The organism is Streptomyces sp. XY006 (genome assembly GCF_002237655.1).
In the GTDB taxonomy this organism is placed as follows: Bacteria; Actinomycetota; Actinomycetes; order Streptomycetales; family Streptomycetaceae; genus Streptomyces; species Streptomyces levis.
This window is the reverse complement of record NZ_NOKT01000033.1, coordinates 39,429-64,663: the sequence shown is the minus strand read 5'-3', so window position 1 is coordinate 64,663 and position 25,235 is coordinate 39,429. Positions and strand designations below refer to the sequence as shown.

The 25,235-nt window shown below is 73.8% G+C and carries 25 protein-coding genes; 14 read left to right on the top strand and 11 right to left on the bottom strand.

The window, feature by feature from the left end:
- Positions 1-103 precede the first annotated feature (103 nt).
- Entirely contained in the window at positions 104-709 is a 606-nt protein-coding gene (folE, locus tag CHR28_RS31095; RefSeq protein WP_094057058.1) for a GTP cyclohydrolase I FolE, read from the top strand.
- Positions 710-718: 9 nt separating this feature from the next.
- On the opposite strand, the gene CHR28_RS31090 is transcribed toward folE, so the two are convergent.
- The 6 genes from CHR28_RS31090 to CHR28_RS31065 form a co-directional block, all read right to left on the bottom strand.
- Positions 719-1,207, bottom strand: coding sequence for a DUF3180 domain-containing protein (locus tag CHR28_RS31090; RefSeq protein WP_094057057.1), 489 nt, complete (start codon positions 1,205-1,207; stop codon positions 719-721).
- 58 nt (positions 1,208-1,265) lie between these two features.
- Positions 1,266-1,877, bottom strand: a complete 612-nt coding sequence (gene folK / locus CHR28_RS31085; RefSeq protein ID WP_094057056.1) for a 2-amino-4-hydroxy-6-hydroxymethyldihydropteridine diphosphokinase — start codon at positions 1,875-1,877, stop codon at positions 1,266-1,268.
- Positions 1,874-2,233, bottom strand: a complete 360-nt coding sequence (folB, locus tag CHR28_RS31080) for a dihydroneopterin aldolase (protein WP_094057055.1) — start codon at positions 2,231-2,233, stop codon at positions 1,874-1,876. Before folB ends, folK begins: the two co-directional genes overlap by 4 nt.
- 236 nt (positions 2,234-2,469) lie before the next feature.
- Complete coding sequence (locus CHR28_RS31075) at positions 2,470-2,976, bottom strand: nuclear transport factor 2 family protein (protein ID WP_094057054.1); 507 nt, start codon at positions 2,974-2,976, stop codon at positions 2,470-2,472.
- Positions 2,973-3,854 carry a dihydropteroate synthase gene (gene folP, locus CHR28_RS31070; RefSeq protein WP_094057053.1) on the bottom strand — a complete coding sequence of 294 codons (882 nt, stop codon included), beginning with the start codon at positions 3,852-3,854 and terminating at the stop codon, positions 2,973-2,975. Before folP ends, CHR28_RS31075 begins: the two co-directional genes overlap by 4 nt.
- 73 nt (positions 3,855-3,927) lie before the next feature.
- Entirely contained in the window at positions 3,928-5,763 is a 1,836-nt protein-coding gene (locus CHR28_RS31065; RefSeq protein WP_094057052.1) for a phosphatidylglycerol lysyltransferase domain-containing protein, read from the bottom strand.
- Between the two features lie 232 nt (positions 5,764-5,995).
- Here CHR28_RS31065 and CHR28_RS31060 point away from each other — a divergent pair, with 232 nt between their 5' ends.
- A complete protein-coding gene (locus CHR28_RS31060) occupies positions 5,996-7,156 on the top strand; it encodes an alpha/beta hydrolase (protein WP_094057051.1) in 1,161 nt (386 codons plus the stop codon).
- A gap of 116 nt (positions 7,157-7,272) precedes the next feature.
- The gene (locus tag CHR28_RS31055) at positions 7,273-8,565 is read left to right on the top strand and encodes a hypothetical protein (protein ID WP_094057050.1); all 1,293 of its coding nucleotides are present in this window, start codon (positions 7,273-7,275) and stop codon (positions 8,563-8,565) included.
- Between the two features lie 271 nt (positions 8,566-8,836).
- Here the strand turns inward: CHR28_RS31055 and CHR28_RS31050 are convergent, their stop codons facing one another.
- Positions 8,837-10,126, bottom strand: a complete 1,290-nt coding sequence (locus CHR28_RS31050; RefSeq protein ID WP_094057049.1) for a PH domain-containing protein — start codon at positions 10,124-10,126, stop codon at positions 8,837-8,839.
- 173 nt (positions 10,127-10,299) lie between these two features.
- The gene (locus CHR28_RS38610; RefSeq protein ID WP_306437585.1) at positions 10,300-10,887 is read right to left on the bottom strand and encodes a PH domain-containing protein; all 588 of its coding nucleotides are present in this window, start codon (positions 10,885-10,887) and stop codon (positions 10,300-10,302) included.
- A gap of 31 nt (positions 10,888-10,918) precedes the next feature.
- On the opposite strand from CHR28_RS38610, the gene CHR28_RS31040 reads away from it, so the two are divergent.
- Positions 10,919-12,070, top strand: a complete 1,152-nt coding sequence (locus CHR28_RS31040) for an NADH-quinone oxidoreductase subunit D (protein WP_094057048.1) — start codon at positions 10,919-10,921, stop codon at positions 12,068-12,070.
- A 24-nt stretch (positions 12,071-12,094) separates the two neighbouring features.
- Here the strand turns inward: CHR28_RS31040 and CHR28_RS31035 are convergent, their stop codons facing one another.
- A complete protein-coding gene (locus CHR28_RS31035) occupies positions 12,095-13,105 on the bottom strand; it encodes an SAM-dependent methyltransferase (protein ID WP_094057047.1) in 1,011 nt (336 codons plus the stop codon).
- A 117-nt stretch (positions 13,106-13,222) separates the two neighbouring features.
- Between CHR28_RS31035 and CHR28_RS31030 the strand changes: the two genes are divergently transcribed.
- Both CHR28_RS31030 and CHR28_RS31025 read left to right on the top strand, forming a co-directional pair.
- Positions 13,223-14,413 carry a sensor histidine kinase gene (locus CHR28_RS31030; RefSeq protein ID WP_094057046.1) on the top strand — a complete coding sequence of 397 codons (1,191 nt, stop codon included), beginning with the start codon at positions 13,223-13,225 and terminating at the stop codon, positions 14,411-14,413.
- Positions 14,414-14,541: 128 nt separating this feature from the next.
- Entirely contained in the window at positions 14,542-15,210 is a 669-nt protein-coding gene (locus CHR28_RS31025) for a response regulator transcription factor (RefSeq protein ID WP_094057045.1), read from the top strand.
- Positions 15,211-15,228: 18 nt separating this feature from the next.
- Here the strand turns inward: CHR28_RS31025 and CHR28_RS31020 are convergent, their stop codons facing one another.
- Positions 15,229-16,335 (bottom strand): DUF5937 family protein, encoded by a 1,107-nt coding sequence (locus tag CHR28_RS31020; RefSeq protein ID WP_094057044.1) that lies wholly within the window; start codon positions 16,333-16,335, stop codon positions 15,229-15,231.
- 355 nt (positions 16,336-16,690) lie between these two features.
- Positions 16,691-17,872, bottom strand: a complete 1,182-nt coding sequence (locus CHR28_RS31010; protein WP_094057042.1) for a threonine aldolase family protein — start codon at positions 17,870-17,872, stop codon at positions 16,691-16,693.
- A gap of 198 nt (positions 17,873-18,070) precedes the next feature.
- On the opposite strand from CHR28_RS31010, the gene CHR28_RS31005 reads away from it, so the two are divergent.
- From CHR28_RS31005 to CHR28_RS30970, 8 genes are all read left to right on the top strand, one after another.
- A complete protein-coding gene (locus CHR28_RS31005; protein WP_094057041.1) occupies positions 18,071-19,009 on the top strand; it encodes a Rossmann-like and DUF2520 domain-containing protein in 939 nt (312 codons plus the stop codon).
- A complete protein-coding gene (gene panC / locus CHR28_RS31000) occupies positions 19,006-20,007 on the top strand; it encodes a pantoate--beta-alanine ligase (RefSeq protein WP_094057040.1) in 1,002 nt (333 codons plus the stop codon). Before CHR28_RS31005 ends, panC begins: the two co-directional genes overlap by 4 nt.
- Positions 20,004-21,713, top strand: a complete 1,710-nt coding sequence (locus tag CHR28_RS30995) for an L-aspartate oxidase (protein ID WP_094057039.1) — start codon at positions 20,004-20,006, stop codon at positions 21,711-21,713. Before panC ends, CHR28_RS30995 begins: the two co-directional genes overlap by 4 nt.
- 5 nt (positions 21,714-21,718) lie before the next feature.
- Complete coding sequence (nadC, locus tag CHR28_RS30990; protein ID WP_094057085.1) at positions 21,719-22,693, top strand: carboxylating nicotinate-nucleotide diphosphorylase; 975 nt, start codon at positions 21,719-21,721, stop codon at positions 22,691-22,693.
- 17 nt (positions 22,694-22,710) lie between these two features.
- Positions 22,711-23,508, top strand: a complete 798-nt coding sequence (locus tag CHR28_RS30985; RefSeq protein WP_094057038.1) for a type III pantothenate kinase — start codon at positions 22,711-22,713, stop codon at positions 23,506-23,508.
- Between the two features lie 230 nt (positions 23,509-23,738).
- Complete coding sequence (locus CHR28_RS30980; protein ID WP_094057037.1) at positions 23,739-24,365, top strand: hypothetical protein; 627 nt, start codon at positions 23,739-23,741, stop codon at positions 24,363-24,365.
- An 18-nt stretch (positions 24,366-24,383) separates the two neighbouring features.
- On the top strand, positions 24,384-24,572 hold the full coding sequence (locus CHR28_RS30975; RefSeq protein WP_094057036.1) for a hypothetical protein: 189 nt from the start codon (positions 24,384-24,386) through the stop codon (positions 24,570-24,572).
- 182 nt (positions 24,573-24,754) lie between these two features.
- Entirely contained in the window at positions 24,755-25,228 is a 474-nt protein-coding gene (locus tag CHR28_RS30970; protein WP_373453405.1) for a BlaI/MecI/CopY family transcriptional regulator, read from the top strand.
- The last annotated feature ends 7 nt before the right edge of the window (positions 25,229-25,235 follow it).

Here is a 25,235-nt window from a genome sequence, read left to right as displayed (position 1 = left end):
GGCCCGGAATGGATGCCGCGCCCCCCAGGTTTTAGCCTGGGGGGCGCGGCTTTCCGCCATTTACGCAGGCCGCCCCGTGATGGACACAGGAACGAGGCACCAGATGACCGACCCCGTGACGCTGGACGGCGAGGGCCAGATCGGCGAGTTCGACGAGAAGCGCGCCGAGAACGCCGTACGCGAACTGCTGATCGCGGTCGGCGAGGACCCGGACCGCGAGGGCCTCAAGGAGACGCCGGCGCGTGTGGCTCGGGCGTACAAGGAGATATTCGCGGGGCTCTGGCAGAAGCCCGAGGACGTGCTGACGACGACGTTCGATCTCGGACACGACGAGATGGTCCTGGTGAAGGACATCGAGGTGCTGAGCTCCTGCGAACACCACCTCGTGCCGTTCGTCGGGGTGGCGCACGTCGGGTACATCCCGTCCGTCGAGGGCAAGATCACCGGCCTGTCGAAGCTCGCCCGGCTCGTGGACGTCTACGCCCGGCGCCCGCAGGTGCAGGAACGACTCACCACGCAGATCGCCGACTCCCTGATGGAGATCCTGGAGCCGCGCGGTGTGATCGTCGTGGTCGAGTGCGAGCACATGTGCATGTCGATGCGCGGGGTCCGCAAGGTGGGCGCGAAGACGATCACCTCGGCGGTCCGGGGGCAGCTGCGCGACCCGGCGACGCGCAATGAGGCGATGAGCCTCATCATGGCGCGCTGACGCCCCGGGTCACACCGAGGGCGCCGCTCCGGTGCCGTCGTGCTCGTCGTCCTCCGGGAGCTTGCAGACGCGCTCCAGGAAGATCGCCGCCGCTATGACGCCGATGCCCGCGAGGACCGAGAAGCCGGCGTAGATGGCCTGGTCGCGGCGGGCGGGGATGTCCAGGGACTCCAGGAGGAAGACGCCGGTCCCGCCGTACATGCCGGAGACCAGGGCGGCGACCAGGGCGCTGGCGTGTCCGAAGACGACCGCGCGGGCCGCCATCATGGGGTCGACGCCCTTGGCGTCGGGCCGCCGCTCGCGCTGGGCCTTGAGCCGGGAGCGCAGCGAGAGCGCCGTGGCCAGCAGGACCACGGCGATCAGGGCCAGGACGACGGGGGCGGCCAGGGGAACGCTGGGGAGCGTGCCGACCGAGTTCCACAGGCGGGCGCCCGCCCAGGACAGGACCCCGGCCACGACGAAGACGCCGGCCAGCAACCTGATGCGCAGCTCTTTCACGGTGTCCCTTCGGTTCCCCCGGCTCCGGCCCCGTTCGCGGCCGTCTTGACCTTAACGGCTACTCGGGCAGGCGGAGTTCCAGGTCGGCGCGGGGCGTGACACCTTCCCGGGTGACGGCGTCCAGCAGGCCGGCGACCGGGCCGCGGCCGGGGAGCTGCGCCTCGGGGTCCAGGTCGTGCCAGGGGACCAGGACGAAGGCCCGCTCGTGGGCGCGGGGGTGGGGGAGGGTCAGCCGCGGGTCGTCGGAGACGACGTCGGCGTAGGACACGATGTCGACGTCGAGGGTGCGCGGGCCCCAGCGCTCGTCGCGGACGCGGTGGAAGGCCTCCTCGACGGCGTGCGCGCGCTCCAGGAGCGAGGAGGGCGGGAGGGTGGTCTTGAGGACCACGACCGCGTTGAAGTAGGAGGGCTGGCTGCCGGGGTCCACGCCCCAGGGCTCGGTCTCGTAGACGGGGGAGACGGCCTTGACGCGGACGCCGGGCGTGTCCTCCAGGGCGTCGACGGCTCCCTGGAGCGTCTCCAGGCGGTTGCCGAGGTTGGAGCCGAGGGCGACCACGGCGCGTTTCGGGTTGGACAGGGTCGTGTCGGCGGCGTCGACCTTGTCGACGACGGAGGCGGGTACCGGCTGGACGGTCGGGTCGCTGGGACCCTTGAGGAAGGGCGCGGTCATACTCGGCTCCGGGTGATGGTGACGGTCACGTCGTCGAAGGGGACCGTGATCGGGGCGTCCGGCTTGTGGACGCAGACCTCGACCTGCTGGACCACTTCGTGCTTCAGACACACCTGGGCGATGCGCTCGGCGAGCGTCTCGACGAGGTCGACGGGCTCGCCCTGGACGACGGCCACGACCTCCTCCGCCACGATGCCGTAGTGCACCGTCTTCGCCAGGTCGTCGTCGGCCGCGGCCGGTCGGGTGTCCAGGCCGAGGACGAGGTCCACGATGAAGGTCTGGCCCTCCTCGCGTTCCCTCGGGAACACTCCGTGGTGCCCACGGGCCTTCAGGCCGCGCAGCGCGACACGATCCACGCGAATCACTCCTGCAATCGTCGGTCACGGCCGGTCCGTGCCGTGTGCGGGCGGCACACCGGCCTCGCTCGAATCTACCTGCGAGCCCGGGCGGGGCCGGGCCACGGGGGTCGGGCCCGGCCGGGGCCCGGCAGGATTCATCCAGCGTTTCCCCTGGGGAATCCGGCGGCTCACGGGTTGGTGGCCGCTCCTGCCCGCGGCTCGGTGATTCCCACCACTACCGGGCGACTACCCACTCAGGCGGGTGTGTCGTCCTGTTCGTCCTCGTCGGTTTCGGCGAGGACGGGGGAAGCGTGGTGCGACCAGATCTTCCACCCCTGGGGCGTGCGCCGGAACACATTGGTGGCGACCACGAGCTGCCCGACGAGGGGGCCGAGCTCCTCGTTCTCGCCCTGCGGGGCGGGGCCGCCGCTGAGGATGTTCTCCGTGCAGGTCACCAGGGCGGTGTCACCGGTGACGGAGACGTGCACGTCGGTGAGGAAGAACTGGATGTAGTCGGTGTTGGCCATGATCAGGGCGTACGAGCGCAGGACCTCGCCGCGGCCGGTGAGCACGGGCCAGCCGGGGTGCACGCAGGAGACCACGCCGGAGTCGGCCGGGTCGTGGTAGGTCTCGTCGACGCCCAGGTCGGCGGGGGTGAGCCAGAGCGACGCGAGTTCCTCGAAGTCGCCCTGTTCCAGTGCCTCGTAGAAGGCGGTGTTGGCGGCCTCGACCTGCTCGACGTCGGTGTGCGGGGCGCTCACCGGGTTCCTTCCGCGCCGGGGCGTGCCCCTTCGAGGGCGCGGGCGACGCGTACGGCGTCCGCCGTGGCGCGTACCTCGTGCACGCGGACGGCCCACGCGCCGGCGTGCGCGGCGAGCGCGGAGACGGCGGCGGTGGCCGCGTCGCGTTCGCGGGCGGGCGGGGGCGGGGCGTCGGGTCCGGCCAGCACCCGGCCGAGGAACCGCTTGCGGGAGGCGGCGACGAGGAGGGGGTGGCCGAGGCGCAGGACCCGGTCGAGGCCCGCGAGGAGCGCCAGGTCGTGCTCGGCGTCCTTGGAGAAGCCGAGGCCGGGGTCGACGACGACGCGGTCGGGGGCGATGCCGCCGGCCAGGACGGCCTCCACGCGCGCGTGCAGCTCGTCGACGACCTCGGTGACGACGTCGGCGTAGACGCCCCTGACGTTGCCGCCCTGGAGGAAGCCGCGCCAGTGCATGACGACGAAGGGGGCGCCGGCGTCGGCGACGGCGGGGATCATGCGCGGGTCGGCGAGGCCGCCGCTGACGTCGTTGACGAGGGCGGCGCCGGCCGCGAGGGCCCGCTCGGCGACGGAGGCGCGCATGGTGTCGACGGAGACGGTGACGCCTTCGGAGGCCAGGCCGCGCACGACGGGGAGGACGCGGCGCAGTTCCTCGGCCTCGTCCACCCGGGTGGCGCCCGGGCGCGTGGACTCGCCGCCGACGTCGACCAGGTCGGCGCCCTCGGTGACGAGGTCGAGGCCGTGTTTGACGGCGGCCGTGGTGTCGAAGAAGCGGCCGCCGTCGGAGAAGGAGTCGGGGGTGACGTTCACGACTCCCATGACCGCGCAGCGGTCCCATTCCGGTAGGCCCGCCACGCGCCCGCGTCCGCTCTGGTTGCTCATATGTTCAGCGTAGGCCCCGGCAGGGGCCGTCAGCCGCCGCGGCCCGGGCGACGGCCCCGCGCGGGCGTCCGGGTCAGGCCGCGCGCACGCCGCGTTCGGTCGCCGTGCGGTGGGCGCAGGGGCGGCGGCCCGCGGTGCGGCGGCGGCGCAGGACGCGGGGCAGCGGCAGGGCGAGGTTGACGAAACCTTCCGCCTGCATGGCGGCGAAGCCGATGCGGGGCAGGTCGGCGGAGGCGCGGTAGACCACGAAGCGGGGCTCCCAGCGCGGCTGGAACTTGGCGTTGAACTTGTACAGGGACTCGATCTGGAACCAGCGGGAGAGGAAGACCAGCAGGCCGCGCCAGGCGCGCAGGACCGGGCCCGCGCCGATCTTCTCGCCGCGCGCCAGGGCCGAGCGGAACATCGCGAAGTTGAGGGAGACGCGCGCGACGCCGAACTTCGGGGCGGCCTGGAGGGCGGCCACGATGAGCAGTTCGTTCATGCCGGGGTCGGCGGAGCGGTCGCGGCGCATCAGGTCGAGCGAGGCGCCGTCGGTGCCCCAGGGCACGAAGTGCAGGACGGCCTTGAGGTCGCCGTGGGGGCCGGGGTGGTCGTCCTGCTTGTGGGCGGTGGCGATGAGGCAGTCGCCGTCGTCAGGGTCGCCGATCCGGCCGAGGGCCATGGAGAAGCCGCGCTCGGTGTCGGTGCCGCGCCAGTCGTCGGCGGCGCTCCGGATGCGCTCCAGCTCGGCCTCGCCGAGGTCACGGACTCGTCGTACCCGGGTCTCGTAACCGGCGCGCTCGATGCGCTTGACCATCTGGCGCACATTGCGCATCGCGCGGCCGGCGAGGGAGAAATCCTTGACGTCCACCACCGCCTCGTCGCCCAGTTCGAGGGCGTCGAGCCCGGTCTCGCGGGTCCACACCTCGCCGCCGGTCTCGGAGCAGCCCATCACGGCGGGGGTCCAGGAGTGGGCCCTGGCCTCGTCCATGAACCGTTCGATGGCGCCGGGCCAGGCCTCGACGTCGCCGATGGGGTCGCCGCTGGCGAGCATCACGCCGGAGACCACGCGGTAGGTGACGGCCGCCTTGCCGCTGGGGGAGAAGACCACGGCCTTGTCGCGGCGCAGCGCGAAGTGGCCGAGGGAGTCGCGGCCGCCGTGCTTGTCCAGCAGGGCGCGCAGCCGCGCCTCGTCCGCCTCGGTGAGCTGTGCGGCCGGGTGTTCGGGGCGGAAGGCCAGGTAGACGGTGGTGACGGCGGTGAGCAGGCCGAGGGCGCCGAGCGAGAAGGCCACGGTCCAGGAGGTGGTGCCGCGGTAGTCGACCGGGCCCTCGAAGCCGAAGAGGCCGTAGACGACGTGGGTGATGCGGTCGGCCAGGCTCGGGTCGCCGAGCATGCGGTCGCCGTGGACGCTGACCACGACCAGGCCCAGCAGCAGCGAACCGGCGCTCATGAGGACGAAGTTGGCGAGCGCCCGCCAGCGGCTGCGCGGGTCGGGCAGGGCGTCGAACTGGTCGCGGTGGCGCAGCAGGGGCGCCAGCAGGGCCAGGGAGATGAGGACGCCGACGACCGAGTGGCGGTAGGTGAACTGCGCGACGGCACCGGCCGGGAGCAGGGCGACGGCGGCCCGCCAGGCCCGGCGCTTGCCGCGCTTGAGACCGTGGGCGAGCAGCAGCAACAGCACGCCCGTGCTCAGGGACAGGGCGGCCGCGAAGGGGCCGAGGGCGCCGGGCAGCACCTCGGCGATGGCGTGCATGCGGCTGTGCCGGAAGCGGGGGAAGACGCCCGCGGCGATGTCCAGTGCGCCCACCAGGGCGCAGGCTCTGCCGACGAGGAGCGGCACGGCCTCGGGGCGTGGCCCGCGCAGCAGCCGACCCGCCCGGCCCGTGCGCGCCGTGGCGCCGTGGCGGTGAGGAACCCCGCCCGACATTTCCTCATCTGTCCTGACAGACATCGCATCCCGTAGTTCTGCGAGAGACCTTGGATCCGGTGCCGATTCGGGCATCCGGCGACATTGCGCCCTCTAGGACGGTGTCTCGGGGAGAGAGGTTCACTCCCCACGTCAAAGCCGTTTCAAAGGCGGAGGAAAGCCCGGGACAACCCCTTGCGAAGGTGTGCGCGCGGGGCGGGACCGGGCGGAGAGCGCGGACAGGTAACCGACCATGGGTCTCACGAGTGACAAGACACTGGCACTGGCGGTGCTCTGGGCCGTGCTGCTGTTCACCGGCACGGTCCGGCTGTGGCCGCGGCTGGCCCGGCCCGGTCCGCGGGCGGTGGCCGGGCGGATCGGCCTGCTGCTGGGCACGCAACTGGCGCTGTTCGCGGCGGTGGGCCTGGCCGCCAACCAGGCCTTCGGCTTCTACGCGAGCTGGGCGGACCTGTTCGGGCAGGAGAAGGACCAAGGGGTGGTCGTCGACCACACGCCGGGCCGGGGCCCGCTGGAGGTGGTCGGCTCGCGGCGGGTGCCGGGGGCGGGCGGAGTGCGGCCGGCCTCCGGCGGCCGGATCCAGGAGGTGCAGCTCGTGGGCCGCACGACCCGGATCGCCACGCCCGCGTACGTGTATCTGCCGCCGGAGTACTTCCAACCGCGGTACCGCACGCACCGGTTCCCCGCCGCGGTCGTGCTGACCGGTTATCCGGGTACGGCGTCCGCGCTGGTGGAGAAGCTCCACTATCCGCGCACCGCGCTGGAACTGGCCCGGGCCGGCCGGATGCGGCCGATGATCCTCGTCATGCTGCGGCCGACGGTGGCACCGCCCCGGGACACGGAGTGCGTCGACATACCGGGCGGTCCGCAGACGGAGTCGTTCTTCGCGAAGGATCTGCCGGACGCCTTGCGCACGCACTACCGGGTGTCGGAAAAGCCGGGCGGTCTCGGCATCGCCGGCAACTCCACGGGCGGCTACTGCGCGTTGAAGATCGCGATGCACCATCCCGGTGTGTACGCCGCCGGGGCGGGTCTGTCCGCGTACTACAAGGCGCCGATCGACGCCACGACGGGCGATCTCTTCCAGGGCGACAAGGACCTGCGCCGGCGCGCCGATCTGTGGTGGTACCTCGCGCACATGCCCGCTCCCGACACGTCCCTGCTGGTCACCAGCAGCAGGAAGGGCGAGAGCAACTACCGGGACACGCTGGAGTTCATAGAGCGGGTGAAGGGCACCGGGCGGACCCGGATCTCCTCGATCGTCCTGGAAAGCGGCGGGCACAACTTCAACACCTGGCGGCGGGAGATTCCGGCGACACTGGAGTGGATGAGTGAGCGGCTGACACGGGGTCCGGCACGTGACTCGGGGGCCACTCATAATGATCTTGGGAATTGAATGAACGGAGTCTTCCGTTTCTTCCCGAGTTCTGATGCGGCGTGACCCTCTTGGTATGGCTTTGTTTTTGCGGGGTGGCTCACCACGATTCGCCTACGCGCGGTAAGTTTCTGGCCATGCCACGTGGACGTCATCGCCATTCCCCGCCCCTGCACAGGCTGCTGCCCCCGTCGGCGATCGCAGGCGTCTCCCTCGTCTGCGCCCTGGGGCCCTGGGTCTTCACGGAGCCGGCGGTGCTCCGTGGTCTGGCCGCGGCCGCCGCGGCGACGGCGGTCATCGGCGCGGTGGTGCTGCGCCGTTGGGACACCCAGGCGGGCAAGCGCGTCGCCGACCTCACGCGCGCGCGGGCGAGCGACGAGTGGCGCTTCGAGGAGCGCGTCGCCGAACTCGAGGCCGACCTGGACGAATCCCGCGAGCTGCGCGCCAAGCTGGAACAGCGGCTGCGTGCCAAGCGCACGGAACTGGCCGGGCTGCGCAACGAACACGCCGCGCTGCTGCGCCGGTACGCCACGTCGGAGACCGAGCGCGCGAGCGTCCTGGAGGAGCGCCGGGTCCTGGAGATCGAGGCGACGGCTCCGGTACGGGCGGCACTGCCGGCGGGGGCCGCGGACGCGGCTGACGCAACGGATGCGGCGGACGCGACGGATGCCGCTCAGGTGGAGGCGGAGGCGGAGGCGAAGACCGCCGGCCTCTCCGTCGAGGCGGAGACCGGGGTTCCGGCGGTGTTCTCGCCGGAGGGCTCCCGGCTGTTCCTGCGGGCCGCCGCCGCGCTCGCCCGGTTCGACGGCGAGCGGGTGCCGGACCCGGACGGCGGCGGTGACGGCGACGGGGACGGCGTGCCGAAGGGTGACGACGCGGCGGAGCCCGCGAAGGAGACCCAGGAGACCGAGGACGCCGGGGAGCCCGCGCAGGAGACCAAGGCGGAGCAGGCCGCGCGGCCGGAACAGCCGGAGCAGCCGGAGCCGTCCCGGGAGGGGAAGCCGCAGGGGCGGTCCGAGGCGGTGGACGGGCACGAGCACGCGACCCCCGCCACGGCGAGGCAGACGGCTGACGCCGGGCGGCTTCCCGCGCCCGCCCGGGCCGGGCAGGGGGTGTCCGGGCACTACACGGTGCCGACCGCCGTGGCCGTCGCGCCGCAGCAGCCGGTGCGGCGCCCGCTGACCGAGGGCGGGTTCGACTTCTTCGGCACCAAGAAGGGCACCTCGCGGGCGGCGCTGGAGGCCGTGCAGAACGAGGACCTCGCCGATGTCGTCGGCCAGGAGGCGCTCGCCCTGCACAAGGCCGAGACCGAGGCCCGCTACAAGCCGGCCGACGAGGAGTCGCGCGGCGTCGGCCAGGTCATCGACCTGACGGCACACGACGAGACGGAGCAGATCGACCTGCAGGGGCTGCGCAGCGCGGTGTCCTGACCGTGCTCCGACGCCCACGCGGGAGAACGCCCGCGAAGGCCCCCGGCTCATGGCCGGGGGCCTTTCGCGGCCTTGCGGCCTCGTAGGCCTTGCGGCCCCGCGCGCTTTGCGGTGTCGCGGCCCCGCAGGACGGCCTGGCGCGGATGGGGCGCCTAGGCCGGCGGGACCTGGTCCTGGACGTGGGAGTGGGTCGCCTCGCGGCCCCGCGGTACCCGACCCCGCAGGCCTTGCGGCCTTCTGCGTCGGGTGGTCTTCGGGTGTCGGGCGGGGCTCAGGACATCCAGCGGTCCGGGCGGGCGTCTCGGCGGCCCGTGCGGGAGCGTTCCGCCTGGGCGGACAGCAGGTCGCGGGCCTCGGTGGCGTCGCGCAGGCGGGCCGTGACCGTCTTGCCGGCGCCGGTGTCCACCGACACGTCGGCCAGGCCCCGGGCCCGTTCCCACGGCCCCTGCGTCATCCGTACGCTCTGCACCTTCGCGTGCGGCACCAGTGCCAGGCTGCGCCGCAGCAGGCCCGAACGGGCCGCGAACACCGCGTCCGTGACGGCCAGTCCGTACCCCCGCCACCACAGCGGCACGCACCAGCGGGCGCGGCGCGGCGACGGGGCCAGGGCCGTGCGGTCCGGCACCATCACCCCGGGCAGCACGCGCGCGACGACCTCCTCGGCGATCTCGCGCGGGGCGACCGGCAGCAGCACGGAGTTGGACGAGCCTGCGACGTCCAGTTCCACGCGCACCCAGCCGCGCCGGCGCCACAGCAGCGGCTCCACGATCCGCACGGTCTGCACACGCCCCGGCGGCACCGTCTCGTGGGCCCGGTCCAGCAGGCCGTGGTCGATGCGCAGGCCGTCGGGCGACTCGCCCACGGTCCAGTCGTACTCGGTGACGAACCGGCCCACGCTGCTCGCGCCGGCCGCGCCCAGCAGCGGCAGGGCGACCGCGAGGACCGTCCACAGGCTGTGGGTGGCCAGCCACAGCACCGGCGGCACGACGAGCGCCGCGGCCAGTGACCCCCAGGTCGCGCCGGTCAGCACCAGGGACATCGCGAGCACGCCCGGCGGCACCCGGAGCAGCTGCCGGGAGGGAGCCTCACCGACCTCGTGCGCGGTCTCGGGGGCGAAACCGGCGGCCCGGGCGAGCAGTTCGGCCCGCAGGGCCCGGGCTTCGTCGGCGCCCAGGAAGGCCAGTTCGTCCTTCTTGTCGGTGCCTATGACGTCGAGCCGGAGCTTGGCGACGCCCGCGACCCGGGCGAGCAGCGGCTGGGTGACGTCGACGGCCTGGATCCGCTCCAGGCGGATGTGGGCGGTGCGCCGGAAGACCAGGCCGGTGCGGATGCGCAGGTCGGTGCCGGTCACCGCGAAGTGCGTGAACCACCAGGAGCAGAAGCCGTAGAGGGCGGCGGCCGGGACGATCACCGCGAGGCCGATGAGCAGGGTCGTCGTGGTCAGGCGGGTCAGGTGGCGCTGCGCGCCGTCGGGGTCGTGCACGGCCCAGCCGATCACGACGGCGACCGGGGCCCAGGCCCGCCGCAGCGGAGTGACGGGGTGCAGCCGCCGCTCGATCACGTCCCCCGGGGCACGGTCGGGGCCGTGGGGTTCCGTGGGGTGGGCCGGCCCGTGGGGTTCCGTGGGGTGGGCCGGCCCGGCGGGCTCGACGCGTCCGCCCAGGGGTTCGGCCGGCCCGGCGGGCTTGACGAATCCGCCCCGGGGTTCGGCCGGCTCGGCGGCCCGGTCGGTCGTCACAGCCCCGCCGATCGGGCCTCGCCCAGTTCGGTGAGCCGGTCGCGCAGGCGTTCCGCCTCGGCCGGGTCAAGGCCGGGGATGGTCGCGTCGGTCGCCGCGGCGGCCGTGTGCAACTGCACGCTGGCCAGCCCGAAGTGCCGCTCCACGGGCCCGGAGGTCACCTCCACGAGCTGCATCCGCCCGTACGGCACGACGGTCTCCTCGCGCCACAGCACTCCCCGGCTGATCAACAGGTCGTCGGCCCGCTCGGCGTAGCGCCAGGAACGCCAGTTGCGCTCGGTCATCACCCAGCCCCAGACCGCCAGCGCCAGCGGCGGCAGCGCGAACAGCGCCCAGACGGGCCCGGCCAGCAGCCCCGGCACGAGCCCGGCGGCCAGGGTGACCAGCCCGAGCCAGACGACGAGCAGCAGCCGCCGCATCCTCAGCAGACCGGGCGGCAGTGCGATCCAGGCAGGCTCGGCCGCCCCCTCCGGTCCACTCGCCCTCTCCGCTCCGGCCGTCTCCTCCGCTCCGGCCGCCCCCTCCGGTCCGGTCGCCCCGTCTGCCCCCGTAGCCCCCGCCGCGTGCGGGCTCCCCGTCTCCATGAGGTCAGGGTACGTAGGGGAGACTGTGTCCATGACTCCTACGACGGAGACCATGGTCGGAATCGGCGGCGCCGCGGAGAGCACCGACATGGTGCTCAACATCGGGCCCCAGCACCCGTCCACGCACGGCGTGCTGCGCCTGAAGCTCGTCCTGGACGGCGAGCGCATCACGCACGCGGAACCGGTGATCGGCTACATGCACCGCGGCGCCGAGAAGCTGTTCGAGGCGCGCGACTACCGCCAGATCATCATGCTCGCCAACCGCCACGACTGGCTGTCGGCGTTCTCCAACGAACTCGGCGTGGTCCTCGCCGTGGAGCGGATGCTCGGCATGGAGGTGCCCGAGCGCGCGGTGTGGCTGCGCACGCTGCTCGCCGAGCTCAACCGGGTGCTCAACCACCTGATGTTCCTCGGGTCCTACCCGCTGGAACTCGGCGGGATCACCCCGATCTTCTACGCCTTCCGGGAGCGCGAGGAGCTCCAGCACGTCATGGAGGAGCTCTCCGGCGGGCGGATGCACTACATGTTCAACCGCGTCGGCGGGCTCAAGGAGGACCTGCCGGCCGGCTGGACCGGCCGCGCGCGGACCGCCGTCGCCGACGTCCGCTCCCGCATGGACCGCTTCGACGACCTGGTGCTGGGCAACGAGATCTTCCGTGGCCGTACCCGGGGCGTCGGCGTGCTCAGCCCGCAGGCCGTCCACGCCTACGGCGTCAGCGGGCCGATCGGCCGCGCCTCCGGCGTCGACTTCGACCTGCGCCGCGACGAGCCGTACCTCGCCTACGGCGAGCTGCAGGACACCCTGAAGGTCGTGACCCGGTCCGAGGGCGACTGCCTCGCCCGTTTCGAGTGCCTCCTGGAGCAGACGCACAACGCGCTCGACCTGGCCGACGCCTGCCTCGACCGCCTCGCCGAGCTGCCCCCCGGGCCGGTCAACCAGCGCCTCCCCAAGGTCCTCAAGGCACCCGAGGGGCACACGTACGCCTGGACCGAGAACCCCCTCGGGATCAACGGCTACTACCTGGTGAGCAAGGGCGAGAAGACGCCGTACCGGCTCAAGCTGCGCTCCGCCTCGTACAACAACATCCAGGCGCTCACGGAGTTGCTGCCGGGGACGCTCGTCGCGGACATGGTGGCGATCCTGGGGTCGATGTTCTTCGTGGTCGGGGACATCGACAAGTAGGGGCGGGCCGGGCCAGGCACGGGCTCACGTCCCGAAAGGGCCGGGGTTCCGGAACGGGTCGGGGATCCCGGCCGGCTGCACCAGCCAGCCGAAGTCGCCGAGGCCGCCCGCCGCCGTGAGCTCGGCGGCCTCCCCGGCGCCCGCGAGGGCGCGCACGTAGCCGGCCGGGTCGGTGGACGCCAGCGTCAGCGGGGGGCGTGCGCCGGTCACGCCGAGGGCGTGCAGCGCCTCGCGCTGCGCGAGCACCCGGCCGCCGGGCAGCGCGCACGCGTCCAGGGCGACGTGGGCCGTGATGTCGCGGGTGCCGTCCGGTACGGGCGGTGTCTCGCGGCCCTCCCGGAAGCCGGTGAGCGTCCCGTACGGCGGCCGTGCCCCCGCCGTGTGGGCGTAGTCCACGGCGACGGCGAGCCCCCGGCCGACGGTCGCGACCGCCGCGGCCCAGGCCTCGTCCCGGGGCAGCCCGATCTCGGCCCGCAGCCCCTCCTCGCCGGGCAGCGGCCACCACCGCTCCAGCCAGCGAGCGTCAGCCCCGCCGACCGGTTCACCGAGCCGCTCGGTCCCGTCCTCCCGGACGAGGACCCGCCGGGCCCGGCCCGCGGAGTCCACCTCCGCGACCTCCACCGGCACGTTGTCCAGCCACTCGTTCGCGAACAGCAGCCCCGTGGTTCCCGGCGGGGGCGCGGACCGCCACTCGATCCGGTGATCGAGGCCCGCGGGCCGCTCGGCGATCTCCACGGCGTACGCGCGCGTGCGGGACGCCACTTCGGCGGGCAGCGCGGCGAGCACGCCGGCGGCCAGCTCGCCCCGCCCGGCGGCCATGTCGACGAAGTCCAGCACGGCGGGCCGGCCCAGGGCCTCGTCGACCCGGCACAGCAGCCGCGCCACGGCCCCCGCGAACAGCGGCGACGCGTGCACGGAGGTGCGGAAGTGCGCCCCGGGCCCCTCGGCCCGGCGGTAGAACCCGCGCGGCCCGTACAGCGCCTCCTGCGCCGCCGCCCGCCACCCACGCCACTCGTCCCTCGCACCCGCCGTCACCGGGCCAGGCTATGCGCACACAACGCACGCAACTCCACCTTGCGGAGTACGTGCCCCGGACGCGGATCGGCCCTCCGGTTGACCCCTGCACCTATCCGCTTCCCTACGCTGGGTTACGTGCAGCGCCTCTATGACTTCCTCCGCAGGCACCCGACGTGGGTCGACGCCACCTGGGCCGTCGTCCTCCTCGGGATTTCGCTGGTGGGCGGAGTGGCGGGCGGCTACGGCTCCCCGGCCGCCGCCGTGCCGATCACGCTGATGCTGTGCCTGGTCGTCGCGCTGCGCCGCCGGCTGCCGGAGAAGATGCTGCTGCTCGCGGCGGTGGCCGGTCTGGCCCAGCTGATCACCGACGTGGAGATCGGCCCGGCCGACTTCGCCATGCTGGTGATCGTCTACACGGTCGCGGCGGAGGGCGCCCGCTGGGCCTCCCGCTTCGCGCTGGGCGCCGGTCTGTGCGCCGCGCCCGTCGCCCACCTGCGCTGGCCCAGCGACCAGACGGGCCTCGCGGGCAACATCGCCCTGACCGTCTTCATGACCGTGCCCTTCGCCCTCGCCTGGGTGCTGGGCGACTCCATCCGCACCCGCCGCGCCTACTTCGCGCAGTTGGAGGAGCGGGCGGCCCGTCTGGAGCGGGAGCGCGAGGCGCAGTCCAAGGTGGCCGTCGCCGCCGAACGCGCCCGTATCGCCCGGGAGTTGCACGACGTCGTCGCCCACAACGTCTCGGTGATGGTGGTGCAGGCCGACGGCGCCGCCTATGTCCTGGACGCCGCGCCCGACCAGGCGAAGAAGGCCCTGGAGACCATCTCCTCCACCGGCCGCCAGGCCCTCGCCGAGATGCGCCGCCTGCTCGGCGTGCTGCGCACCGGCGAGCACCAGGAGGCCGGCGAGTACGTGCCCCAGCCCGACGTGCAGCAGATCGAGGACCTCGTCGAACAGTGCCGGGGATCCGGGCTCCCGGTCGACTTCAAGGTCGAGGGCACGCCGCGCCCGCTGCCCAGCGGCGTGGAGCTCACCGCCTACCGCATCGTGCAGGAGGCGCTGACCAACACCCGCAAGCACGGCGGGCCCAACGCCGGCGCCAGCGTCCGCCTGGTCTACTTCGACGACGGCCTCGGCCTGCTCGTCGAGGACGACGGCAAGGGCGCACCGCACGAGCTGTACGAGGAGGGCGGGTTCGACGGACAGGGCCACGGCCTGATCGGCATGCGGGAACGGGTCGGTATGGTCGGCGGCACCCTGGACGCCGGTCCGCGCCCGGGCGGAGGATTCCGCATCAGCGCCCTGCTGCCGCTCAAACCCGCGCACTGACGTCGGCGCGCGCCCGCTGACACCTGTCACGCCCCCTGCCACCACCCCGCTTTTCCCCACCACCCCGCTTTTCCCCCACAGCCACAAATACCGTCCCAGACACCGCCACAGATACGGAAGAGGCCCCGATGACGATCCGCGTGATGCTCGTCGACGACCAGGTGCTGCTGCGCACCGGGTTCCGGATGGTGCTCGCCGCCCAGCCGGACATGGAGGTCGTGGCGGAGGCGGGCGACGGCGTCGAGGCCATCCAGGCGCTGCGGACGACCGAGGTGGACGTCGTGCTGATGGACGTCCGCATGCCCAAGCTCGACGGGGTCGAGGCGACCCGGCGGATCTGCGCCGACACCGACCCGCCGAAGGTGCTCATCCTGACCACCTTCGACCTCGACGAGTACGCCTTCTCCGGGCTGAAGGCCGGTGCCTCCGGTTTCATGCTCAAGGACGTGCCGCCCGGTGAGCTGCTCGCCGCCATCCGGTCCGTGCACAGCGGGGACGCGGTCGTCGCGCCGTCCACCACCCGGCGGCTGCTGGACCGCTTCGCGCCGATGCTGCCGGGCACCAAGCAGCCCCAGCACAAGGAGCTGGAACGGCTCACCGACCGCGAGCGCGAGGTCATGGTGCTGGTCGCGCAGGGCCTGTCCAACGGCGAGATCGCGGCCCGGCTCGTGCTGTCGGAGGCCACCGTGAAGACCCATGTGGGCCGCATCCTGACCAAGCTGGGGCTGCGGGACCGGGTGCAGGTCGTGGTGCTGGCCTACGAGACCGGGCTGGTGCGGGCCGGCGGACACGGCTGACCCGGGGCGCCCGGTCCGCTACCGGAGGATGCCCTCCAGGAAGTCACTGCCGAGCCGGGCCACCACCGTCACGTCCAGCTGGTGCAGCACGTAGCGCCCGCGGCGGCGGGTGGTGACCAGGCCCGCCTTCTTCAGCACGGCCAGGTGGCGGGATATCTCCGGGGCCGTCATGCCGTGCACCTGCGCCAGCTCGCCGGTGCTGTAGGCGCTGCGGGCCAGATAGCGGCACAGGCGCATGCGGACGGGGTGGGACAGCGCGGTCATGCGCAGGGCCAGCTGCTCCAGCGTGGGCGGGGCGGCGAGCTCGGGGGAGCCGACCGGGTAGTGCAGCACCGGCTGCCAGCCGGGGCGGTGCAGGACCATCAGATGCGGCCAGCCGAGGCTCGTCGGGACGAGCAGCAGACCGCCGTCGCCGGTGGCCGTGCGGCCGTCGCCGAGCTTGTCGACCGAGATCACGGCGGCCGGCTCGTCCAGCGTCACCGCCGGGGAGACCGCGGCCAGCGCTCCGGCCAGGCCCTTGCGGCGCAGCAGGTCCGTCTTGTGGCGGGTGTCCGCCGCGAGCTGGTGGCGCAGCCGGGACCAGGCCTCCGCGAAGAACGCCTCGTCGCAGTCCTGGAGGAACTGCCGCAGCCACTGCCGGATCCTGGGCGGGTCGGCCAGCAGCCGCTCGCTGAACCGCAGCTGCCGCGGCCCGCGCGCGGCGGCCAGGTCCAGGGCGCGGCGGCGCACTTCCGGGTCGGTCAGCGCCGTGGGCGCGCACTCGCCGTACCCGGTGGCGCAGGTGAACTCCAGCGCGGCGTCCACGAACTGCTCGTCGGACAGCTTGTCGAGCAGGTCGAGCTCCTCGGCGAGGGTGCCGCCCGGCAGGGCGGTGCGGTCCGGCAGGCCGGCGCACGGCAGGAACAGGTCGGAGAACGTCGTCCGCCACAGGAAGTCCGCCTCGCACATCCGGTCGGCCAGATGCGGGTCGAGCCGGGCCGTCACGCCCGTGACCCAGCCCTGCAGCCCCGGATGGTGCGCCGGCTCGGACAGCGCGTGCAGGGCCATGCCCAGCTCGGCCAGGGGGGAGGGGACGACGGCGACCCTCTCCTGCCGCAGCCCCGTGATGTCGATCCGCACGCTCATGACCTCATGGTGCACCCCGCCACCGACAACGCCCCGTCGATTGACGGGGGTCGTCAATCGGCGCGACGCCGTGCGGGGCCGAGGCGCACGGTGGGACGACCGGGGCCGTCCGCGGAGCCTTCGGACCTCCCCCTTTCCGTCCCGCAGAGGCGATCAGTCATGAGCATCACGCAGCAGTACCTCCTCGACGCCCACCGCGCCCGGTCCCTGGGCGAGGCCGCCCCGCCCGCGCCGGGCACCCACGAGTGGCGGCTGCTGCGGGCCTGGCGCGCGGAACGGCGGTTCCGGGCCGTCCTGGCGGGCCGCCCGGTCCGCCCCGGGCTCCGGGCGGCCCTGGCCCGGTGGTGGCGGCGCCCTACCCGGCCTGCTCCGGAAGCCGGGCCACGAACTCCCCGACCGCGGCCTTGACGTCCTCGGCGGTCCACTCCAGCGCGGCGGCCCGCACGTGGATCTCCGTGACCGCCACGTCCGGGCCGCGCCGGTCCCAGGCGTTGCCGAACAGGACGACGCCCGTCTCCTCGGCGGTGCGGACCGCCGCCTCGGCCAGGACGTCGGGGTCGTAGGGCAGCCAGACCTGGAAGTCGTGGGTGTGCGGCACCCGCGGGTACACCCGCGCCCATGGCGTCCCGGCCGCCGCGAACCCCTCGTGCAGGGCGGCGGCCACCACGCGCGCGTGCGCCACGTACTCCGGCAGCCGGGGCAGTTCCCGCTCCAGCCCGACCAGCGCCGACAGAGCGGTGGGGAACTGCTGGAAGACCAGGCCGCCGTACCGGTGCCGCCAGGCCTTCGCCTCGGCGACGAGTTCCGCCGGACCGGCGAGGGCCGCGCCGCCGAACGCCTCCAGGGACTTGTAGAACGACACGTAGACGCTGTCGGCCAGACCCGCGATCTCCTCCAGGGGCCGGCCGAAGTGGACGGTGGACTCCCACAGCCGGGCGCCGTCGAAGTGCACCACCGCGTCCCGCTCCCGGGCGGCCGCGACGACCTCGGTGAGCTCCTCCCAGGAGGGCAGCACGAAACCGGCGTCCCTGAGCGGCAGTTCCAGCATCAGCGCGCCGAACGGCTCCTCGAAGTCACGGACCTCGGCCGCGGTCGGCTGCCGCGGCTCGCTCGTCACGCGCACCGGGCGCAGGCCGCCGACCTCGCGGAACGCGTTCCGCTCGTGCACCTCGGGATGGCCGAGCGCGTGCAGGGCGACGGCCGGGTCGCCGGTGCGGCCCGCCCAGCAGCGCAGCGCCACCTGCTGGGCCATCGTGCCGGTCGGGAAGAAGGCGGCGGCCTCGGTGCCGAGCAGCGCGGCGACCTTCGTCTCCAGGGCCTCGACGACGCCGTCGCCGTACACGTCGGACAGCGCGTCCAGGTCGTACACGTCCGCCGCCCCGTCCAGCCGGGCCAGGCGCTCGCGCAGCGTCTGGTGGAAGCCGAAGCGCGCCATCACCCGGTGCGCGGCGCGGTGCGCGGCCAGCCGCCGCTCCCGGAGCCGTGCCTTCCGGTCCTCGTCCGGGACCCGCTCGTGCTGTTCCGCCGTGTCAGTCATGCCCCGGATCCTCCCCCGCGCGCGTGCGGCCCGGCACCCGCATTTCCGTACGCCCGGGCCGCACACGAGCCCATCGCCGCCGTGTCCACCGGAACGCACAGCCTGTGGACAACCGGACGCCCCCGGAACCGATCGCGTTAACATGACGAGAAATCGTCCGGTACCCGGAGCGGACTGGAACGGGAAGGCCGCCGTCGAGTGAACACAACCCCACAGCCAGACCCCAGGGACCGCCCCGCGCGGCTCACCGTCGGCGTCGTCGGCGCCGGCCGCGTGGGACCCGCACTGGCCGCGTCCCTCCAGCTCGCCGGGCACCGCCCGGTCGCCGTCTCCGCGGTGTCCGACGCCTCCCGGCGCCGGGCCGCGCAGCTGCTGCCCGACGTGCCGGTGCTGCCGCCCGAGGACGTCCTGAAGCGGGCCGACCTGGTGCTGCTGACCGTCCCGGACGACGCCCTGCCGAAGCTGGTCGCGGGTCTCGCCGACACCGGTTCGGTACGGCCGGGGCAGCTGCTCGTGCACACCTCCGGCCGGTACGGCGTGGGCGTGCTCGACCCCGCCCTGCGCGCGGGCGCGCTGCCGCTGGCCCTGCACCCGGCGATGACCTTCACCGGCACGCCCGTGGACGTCCAGCGCCTGGCCGGCTGCTCCTTCGGCGTCACCGCGCCCGAGGAGCTGCGCCTGGCCGCCGAGGCCCTGGTCATCGAGATGGGCGGCGAGCCGGAGTGGATCGCCGAGGAGAACCGGCCGCTGTACCACGCGGCCCTCGCCCTGGGCGCCAACCACCTGGTCACGCTGGTCGCCCAGTCGATGGAACTGCTCGGCGCGGCCGGGGTGTCCGCCCCCGACCGGATGCTCGGCCCGCTGCTCGGCGCGGCCCTGGACAACGCCCTGCGCTCCGGCGACGCGGCCCTCACCGGCCCGGTCGCGCGCGGGGACGCGGGCACGGTCGCCGCGCACGTCACGCAGCTGCGCCGGCACGCCCCGCAGACCGTCGCCGGATACCTGGCCATGGCCCGCGCCACCGCCGACCGCGCCCTGGCGCACGGCCTGCTGAAGCCGGAGCTCGCCGAGAACCTCCTCGGGGTACTCGCCGACGAGACCGACGGGACCCGAGGCACCGAGGGGGACGCCCGATGACCACCACCCTGCTGCGCACCGCCGGTGAACTGCACGCACGCGCGCGTACGGGCCGCCGTGCCGTGGTGATGACGATGGGCGCCCTGCACGAGGGCCACGCCACGCTCATCCGCACGGCCCGCGCCATCGCCGGACCCGGGGGCGAGGTCGTCGTCACCGTCTTCGTCAACCCGCTGCAGTTCGGCGCGGGCGAGGACCTCGACCGCTACCCGCGCACCCTGGACGCCGACGTCGAGCTCGCCGGGCGGTCGGGCGCCGACGTCGTGTTCGCCCCCGCCGTGGACGAGGTCTACCCGGGCGGCGAACCCCAGGTCCGCGTCACCGCCGGCCCCATGGGGGAGCGCCTGGAGGGCTCCTCCCGCCCGGGGCACTTCGACGGCATGCTGACGGTCGTCGCCAAGCTGCTGCACCTCACCCGCCCCGACGTCGCCCTGTACGGCCAGAAGGACGCCCAGCAGCTCGCGCTGATCCGCCGCATGGTGCGGGACCTGAACTTCGGCGTGGAGATCGTCGGCGTGCCCACCGTGCGCGAGGAGGACGGCCTGGCCCTGTCCAGCCGCAACCGTTACCTCTCCGCCGCCGAGCGGCGCACGGCCCTCGCCCTGTCCCGGGCGCTGTTCGCGGGCCAGGACCGGCACGCCGCGCAGGAGGCGCTGCGCGCCCGGGCTCGCGAGGTGCCCGCCACACGCGCGCGTGCCGAGGCCCTCAGCGCCCTCGGCGAGTCCCGCGCGGCGGCCGACGCGCACGCCGTGGCGACGGCCGTCCCGGGCGGCCCGGCCGCCGTCCGCGCGGCCGCCCGCCAGGTCCTCGACGAGGCCGCCCGCCTCGAACCGCCGCTCAGGCTGGACTACCTCGCCCTGGTCGACCCGACCGACTTCACCGAGATCGGCGACGACTTCACCGGCGAGGCGGTCCTGGCCGTCGCCGCCCGGGTCGGGGCGACCCGGCTGATCGACAACATCCCCCTCACCTTCGGAACCCTCGGAGCCGCCTCGTGACCTCCACAGGCATACGACTGCACGCGCCCGCCCCCGGGTGGTCCATCGCCGCGGACGTGGTCGTCGTCGGCTCCGGCGTGGCGGGGCTGACCGCGGCCCTGCGCTGCGAGGCGGCCGGACTGAGCACCGTGGTCGTCACCAAGGCCCGGCTCGACGACGGCTCCACCCGCTGGGCGCAGGGCGGCATCGCCGCGGCCCTCGGCGAGGGCGACACCCCCGAGCAGCACCTCGACGACACCCTGGTCGCGGGCGCGGGCCTGTGCGACGAGGAGGCCGTGCGTCTCCTCGTCACCGAGGGACCCGACGCCGTGCGCCGGCTGATCGAGACCGGCGCCCGGTTCGACGAGTCCACCGAGGGCGGTCTGGAACTGACCCGCGAGGGCGGCCACCACCGCCGCCGCATCGCCCACGCCGGCGGCGACGCCACCGGCGCCGAGATCTCCCGCGCCCTGGTCGAGGCGGTCCGCGCGCGCGGTGTGCGCACCGTCGAGAACGCCCTCGTGCTGGACCTCCTCACGGACGCCGAGGGCCGCACGGCCGGCGTCAGCCTGCACGTGATGGGCGAGGGCCAGCACGACGGCGTCGGCGCCGTCCACGCCCCCGCGGTGGTCCTCGCCACGGGCGGCATGGGCCAGGTCTTCTCCGCCACGACCAACCCGTCGGTGTCCACCGGTGACGGCGTGGCCCTGGCCCTGCGCGCGGGCGCCGAGGTCAGCGACCTGGAGTTCGTCCAGTTCCACCCGACCGTGCTGTTCCTCGGCCCGGACGCCGAGGGGCAACAGCCCCTGGTCTCCGAGGCGGTGCGCGGCGAGGGCGCCCACCTGGTGGACGCCGACGGCGTGCGCTTCATGGTCGGCCAGCACGAACTCGCCGAGCTGGCCCCCCGGGACATCGTCGCCAAGGGCATCACGCGCCGCATGCAGGAGCAGGACGCCGAGCACATGTACCTCGACGCCCGCCACTTCGGCGCCGAGATGTGGGAGCACCGCTTCCCGACGATCCTGGCCGCCTGCCGCGCCCACGGCATCGACCCGGTCACCCAGCCCGTACCGGTAGCCCCGGCCGCCCACTACGCCTCCGGCGGCGTCCGCACCGACTCCCACGGCCGTACGACCGTCCCGGGCCTGTACGCGTGCGGCGAGGTCGCCTGCACCGGCGTGCACGGCGCCAACCGCCTGGCCTCCAACTCCCTGCTCGAAGGGCTCGTCTACGCCGAGCGCATCGCGGCCGACATCGCGGCGACCGGCCTGCACGCGCGCGTGCCGCGGCCGCTGCCGCACCCCGAGATCCCCGAGCACCCCCTGCAGACCGCCGAGGCCCGCTTCACCATCCAGCGGATCATGACCGTCGGGGCGGGCGTCCTGCGCTCGGCGGAGTCGCTCACCAAGGCCGCCGACCAGCTCCAGCGCCTGCACACGGACGCCCGGGAGGCCCTCGCCGAGAACGGCAAGACGGCCGAGCCCGGCGTCGACACCTGGGAGGCCACCAACCTGCTGTGCGTGGCCCGCGTCCTGGTCGCCGCCGCCCGGCTGCGCGAGGAGACCCGGGGCTGCCACTGGCGCGAGGACCACCCCGAGCGCGACGACACGGCCTGGCGCCGCCACATCGTCGTACGCCTGAACCCCGACCGGAGCCTGGCCGTGCACACCACGGACACGACACACTTCCCCGCGACCCTCCCGCCCCCCGCCCTCCAGGAGCAGTGACCGACGTGACCACCCCCGACCTTCCCCTCGCCTCCTCCGGCGGCTGCGGCGACGGCTGCGCCTGCGGCGCGGACGACGAGACGTACCTGGAGTGCGGCCTCGACCCCGCGCTCGCCCAGCTCCTGGCCGACGCCGGTCTCGACCCCGTCGAGGTCGAGGACATCGCCAACGTGGCACTCCAGGAGGATCTGGCCCACGGCGTGGACGTGACCACGGTCGCGACGATCCCCGAGGACGCGGTGGCCACGGCCGACTTCACCGCCCGCGAGGCGGGCGTCGTGGCCGGCCTGCGCGTCGCCGAGGCCGTCATCTCGGTCGTCTGCGAGGAGGAGCTGGAGATCGAGCGCCACGCCGAGGACGGCGACCGCGTCGAGGCGGGCCAGAAGCTGCTCTCGGTCACCACCCGTACCCGCGACCTGCTCACCGCCGAGCGCAGCGCGCTGAACATCCTGTGCCGCCTGTCGGGTGTCGCGACGGCCACGCGCGCGTGGGCGGACGTCCTGGAGGGCACCAAGGCCAGGGTCCGCGACACCCGCAAGACCACCCCCGGCCTGCGCAGCCTGGAGAAGTACGCGGTCCGCTGCGGCGGCGGCGTCAACCACCGCATGTCCCTCTCGGACGCGGCACTCGTCAAGGACAACCACGTGGTCGCCGCGGGCGGCGTCGCCCAGGCCTTCCAGGCGGTCCGCGCCCGCTTCCCCGAGGTCCCCATCGAGGTCGAGGTCGACACCCTGCACCAGCTCCGCGAGGTGCTGGACGCCGGCGCCGACCTGATCCTTCTGGACAACTTCACGCCCGCCGAGTGCGCGGAGGCCGTCGCGATCGTCCAGGGCCGCGCCGCGCTGGAGGCCTCAGGCCGCCTCACCCTCGACAACGCCAAGGCCTACGCCGACACCGGCGTCGACTACCTGGCCGTCGGAGCCCTCACCCACTCCTCGCCGATCCTGGACATCGGCCTGGACCTGCGGCCGGCGGAGTAGGGGAGCGGGTACGGGCCATGCTGCTGACGATCGACGTAGGAAACACCCACACGGTCCTGGGCCTGTTCGACGGGGAGGAGATCGTCGAACACTGGCGCATCTCCACGGACGCGCGCCGCACCGCCGACGAGCTGGCGGTCCTCCTCCAGGGCCTGATGGGCATGCACCCGCTGCTCGGCGACGAGCTGGGCGACGGCATCGACGGCATCGCCATCTGCGCGACCGTCCCCTCGGTCCTGCACGAGCTGCGCGAGGTGACGCGCCGCTACTACGGCGACGTGCCCGCCATCCTCGTCGAACCGGGCGTCAAGACCGGCGTCCCGATCCTCATGGACAACCCCAAGGAGGTCGGCGCGGACCGCATCATCAACGCGGTCGCGGCCGTCGAGCTCTACGGCGGCCCCGCGATCGTCGTCGACTTCGGCACGGCGACGACGTTCGACGCGGTCAGCGCGCGCGGCGAGTACGTCGGCGGCGTCATCGCCCCCGGCATCGAGATCTCCGTCGAGGCCCTCGGCGTCCGCGGCGCCCAGCTCCGCAAGATCGAGGTGGCCCGGCCGCGCAGCGTGATCGGCAAGAACACGGTCGAGGCGATGCAGTCGGGCATCATCTACGGCTTCGCCGGCCAGGTCGACGGCGTGGTCAACCGGGTGGCCCGCGAGCTGGCGGAGGACCCCGACGACGTCACCGTCATCGCCACGGGCGGCCTGGCGCCGATGGTCCTGGGCGAGTCCTCGGTCATCGACGAGCACGAGCCGTGGCTGACCCTGATCGGCCTGCGCCTGGTGTACGAGCGGAACGTCTCCCGCATGTGAGCGGTGCGGGGCGTCGCCACCAGGGCCGGGTGGGTGCGCAGCCCGGCGCGGCGGGGCACCGCCGCGCCCACCCGTGCCGCCCCGGCGGCACGGCGGCCCGCAGCTCAGCGGGCACCCGCACCCCCGCCCACCCGGGTGGTCCCCCGCGCCACACCCGTCCGCTATGTCGAAATTGTCTGATTAGCGCGTATCGTCGCCGCATGCCCACGCCCTACGGATCCCGCGGCGGCATGGCGTTCGGCGTGGAGGAGCTGCGTGTGCTCCGCCGCGCTCTCGCCCTCGCCCTCCACCCGACCTCCGCCTCGTCCGACGACGTCCAGGACTGTCTCCGTCTCGCAGAGTCGCTCGACGAGGCGATGCGGGAGGGGGCCAGGCTCCGTGCCTTCCTCGTGGCCGACCTGGGCCGGTACCGCGCCGCACTCCCCGGCACCGCCGCCGGCTACCTCACACTCCTCGACGAGGCTTTGGCCGCCGGCTACCGCCCCCGTCCCGACGACCTCACCGCCCTGCGCGCCCTGCGCGGCAACCCCGCCGCCGCGGCCCTGCTGGACCGCTGCACGGTCACCCTCGTCACCACCAGCGCCCCGGCGGACCCCGGCGTGCACTCCACCGTCCCCGCCGCCCGCACCCGCCTCCTGGCCCTGCCCGGCGGAGCCGACCGGCAGCCCGAGAAGAAGCCCGCCCGCAAGCCGCCGGCCCCGAAGCCCGCTCCCAAGCCCTCCCCGGCCCCGGATCCGGCGCCCGCCCCGGGCGGCCCGAAGCCCTCCCGCCCGATCCCCACCCCGGGCGAGGTCTTCCCGCGCCGCAAACCCGCCCCGCCACCCCCGGCGAACCCCCAGCAGCTCGCCGCGGGCTGACGTGGCTACCCTGGATCCATGGACTACGTCTCCGCGCTGCTGCCCCCGGTCGTCATGGCCGTGTTCTTCATCGGCGTGATCCGGGTGATCGTGAAGACACAGGGCGGCGCCAACAAGGCCAAGGAGGACGCGGCCGTCGACGCCGCCCTCACGCGTGTGGAGGGCGTCCGCCAGCCCTCCGCGCCCGCTCCGAAGACCGGCGCCTGACCTCACCTCTCCCAGGGCGTACGACTCCGCGGGGCCCGTCGCACGGTGCCCGCGCCTCCGAGTCGTACGCCCTTTTTGTTCCCGTTCGTCGGTGAAGCGCACGTCCGCCACGCCATTACCGAGATCTCCCACTATTGTTCTGAGCTGTGCCTCGCCCATTGGGAGAACTCGAAGACGCGGTCATGTCGCGGGTCTGGAAGTGGAACCGCCCCGTGACCGTTCGAGAAGTCCTGGAAGATCTTCAGAAGGAGCGGTCCATCGCCTACACCACGGTGATGACCGTTTTGGACAATCTCCACCAGAAGGGCTGGGTGCGCCGCGAGGCGGAAGGCCGCGCCTATCGATATGAGGCGGTCTCCACCCGCGCCGCCTACGCCGCCGCCCTGATGAACGACGCCTGGTCGCAGAGCGACAACCCCGCCGCCGCTCTCGTCGCCTTCTTCGGCATGATGAGCGAGGAACAGCGTCAGGCTCTCAGCGATGCCGTACGCATCGTCCAGGGCCCGGAAACGCAGGAACCGACCGAACCGTCGGAATCCGCGGAAGCCCGGGAAGCCGCAACCGAGCCGGAACAGGCGGAACAGCCGGAACAGGCAGAACCCGCGGAAGGCCCCCCGGAGAACCCCGCCTCGGCTCAGGGGTCCGGCGGGCGATAGCGTCCGT

Coding starts and splice junctions, on each gene's coding strand:
- folE (WP_094057058.1), top strand. CDS start 104: ATGACCGACCCCGTGACGCTGGACGGCGAGGGCCAGATCGGCGAGTTC.
- folK (WP_094057056.1), bottom strand. CDS start 1,877: ATGACCGCGCCCTTCCTCAAGGGTCCCAGCGACCCGACCGTCCAGCCG.
- folP (WP_094057053.1), bottom strand. CDS start 3,854: ATGAGCAACCAGAGCGGACGCGGGCGCGTGGCGGGCCTACCGGAATGG.
- CHR28_RS31065 (WP_094057052.1), bottom strand. CDS start 5,763: ATGTCGGGCGGGGTTCCTCACCGCCACGGCGCCACGGCGCGCACGGGC.
- CHR28_RS31060 (WP_094057051.1), top strand. CDS start 5,996: ATGGGTCTCACGAGTGACAAGACACTGGCACTGGCGGTGCTCTGGGCC.
- CHR28_RS31055 (WP_094057050.1), top strand. CDS start 7,273: ATGCCACGTGGACGTCATCGCCATTCCCCGCCCCTGCACAGGCTGCTG.
- CHR28_RS38610 (WP_306437585.1), bottom strand. CDS start 10,887: ATGGAGACGGGGAGCCCGCACGCGGCGGGGGCTACGGGGGCAGACGGG.
- CHR28_RS31040 (WP_094057048.1), top strand. CDS start 10,919: ATGACTCCTACGACGGAGACCATGGTCGGAATCGGCGGCGCCGCGGAG.
- CHR28_RS31025 (WP_094057045.1), top strand. CDS start 14,542: ATGACGATCCGCGTGATGCTCGTCGACGACCAGGTGCTGCTGCGCACC.
- CHR28_RS31020 (WP_094057044.1), bottom strand. CDS start 16,335: ATGAGCGTGCGGATCGACATCACGGGGCTGCGGCAGGAGAGGGTCGCC.
- CHR28_RS31010 (WP_094057042.1), bottom strand. CDS start 17,872: ATGACTGACACGGCGGAACAGCACGAGCGGGTCCCGGACGAGGACCGG.
- panC (WP_094057040.1), top strand. CDS start 19,006: ATGACCACCACCCTGCTGCGCACCGCCGGTGAACTGCACGCACGCGCG.
- CHR28_RS30985 (WP_094057038.1), top strand. CDS start 22,711: ATGCTGCTGACGATCGACGTAGGAAACACCCACACGGTCCTGGGCCTG.
- CHR28_RS30980 (WP_094057037.1), top strand. CDS start 23,739: ATGGCGTTCGGCGTGGAGGAGCTGCGTGTGCTCCGCCGCGCTCTCGCC.
- CHR28_RS30975 (WP_094057036.1), top strand. CDS start 24,384: ATGGACTACGTCTCCGCGCTGCTGCCCCCGGTCGTCATGGCCGTGTTC.
- CHR28_RS30970 (WP_373453405.1), top strand. CDS start 24,755: ATGTCGCGGGTCTGGAAGTGGAACCGCCCCGTGACCGTTCGAGAAGTC.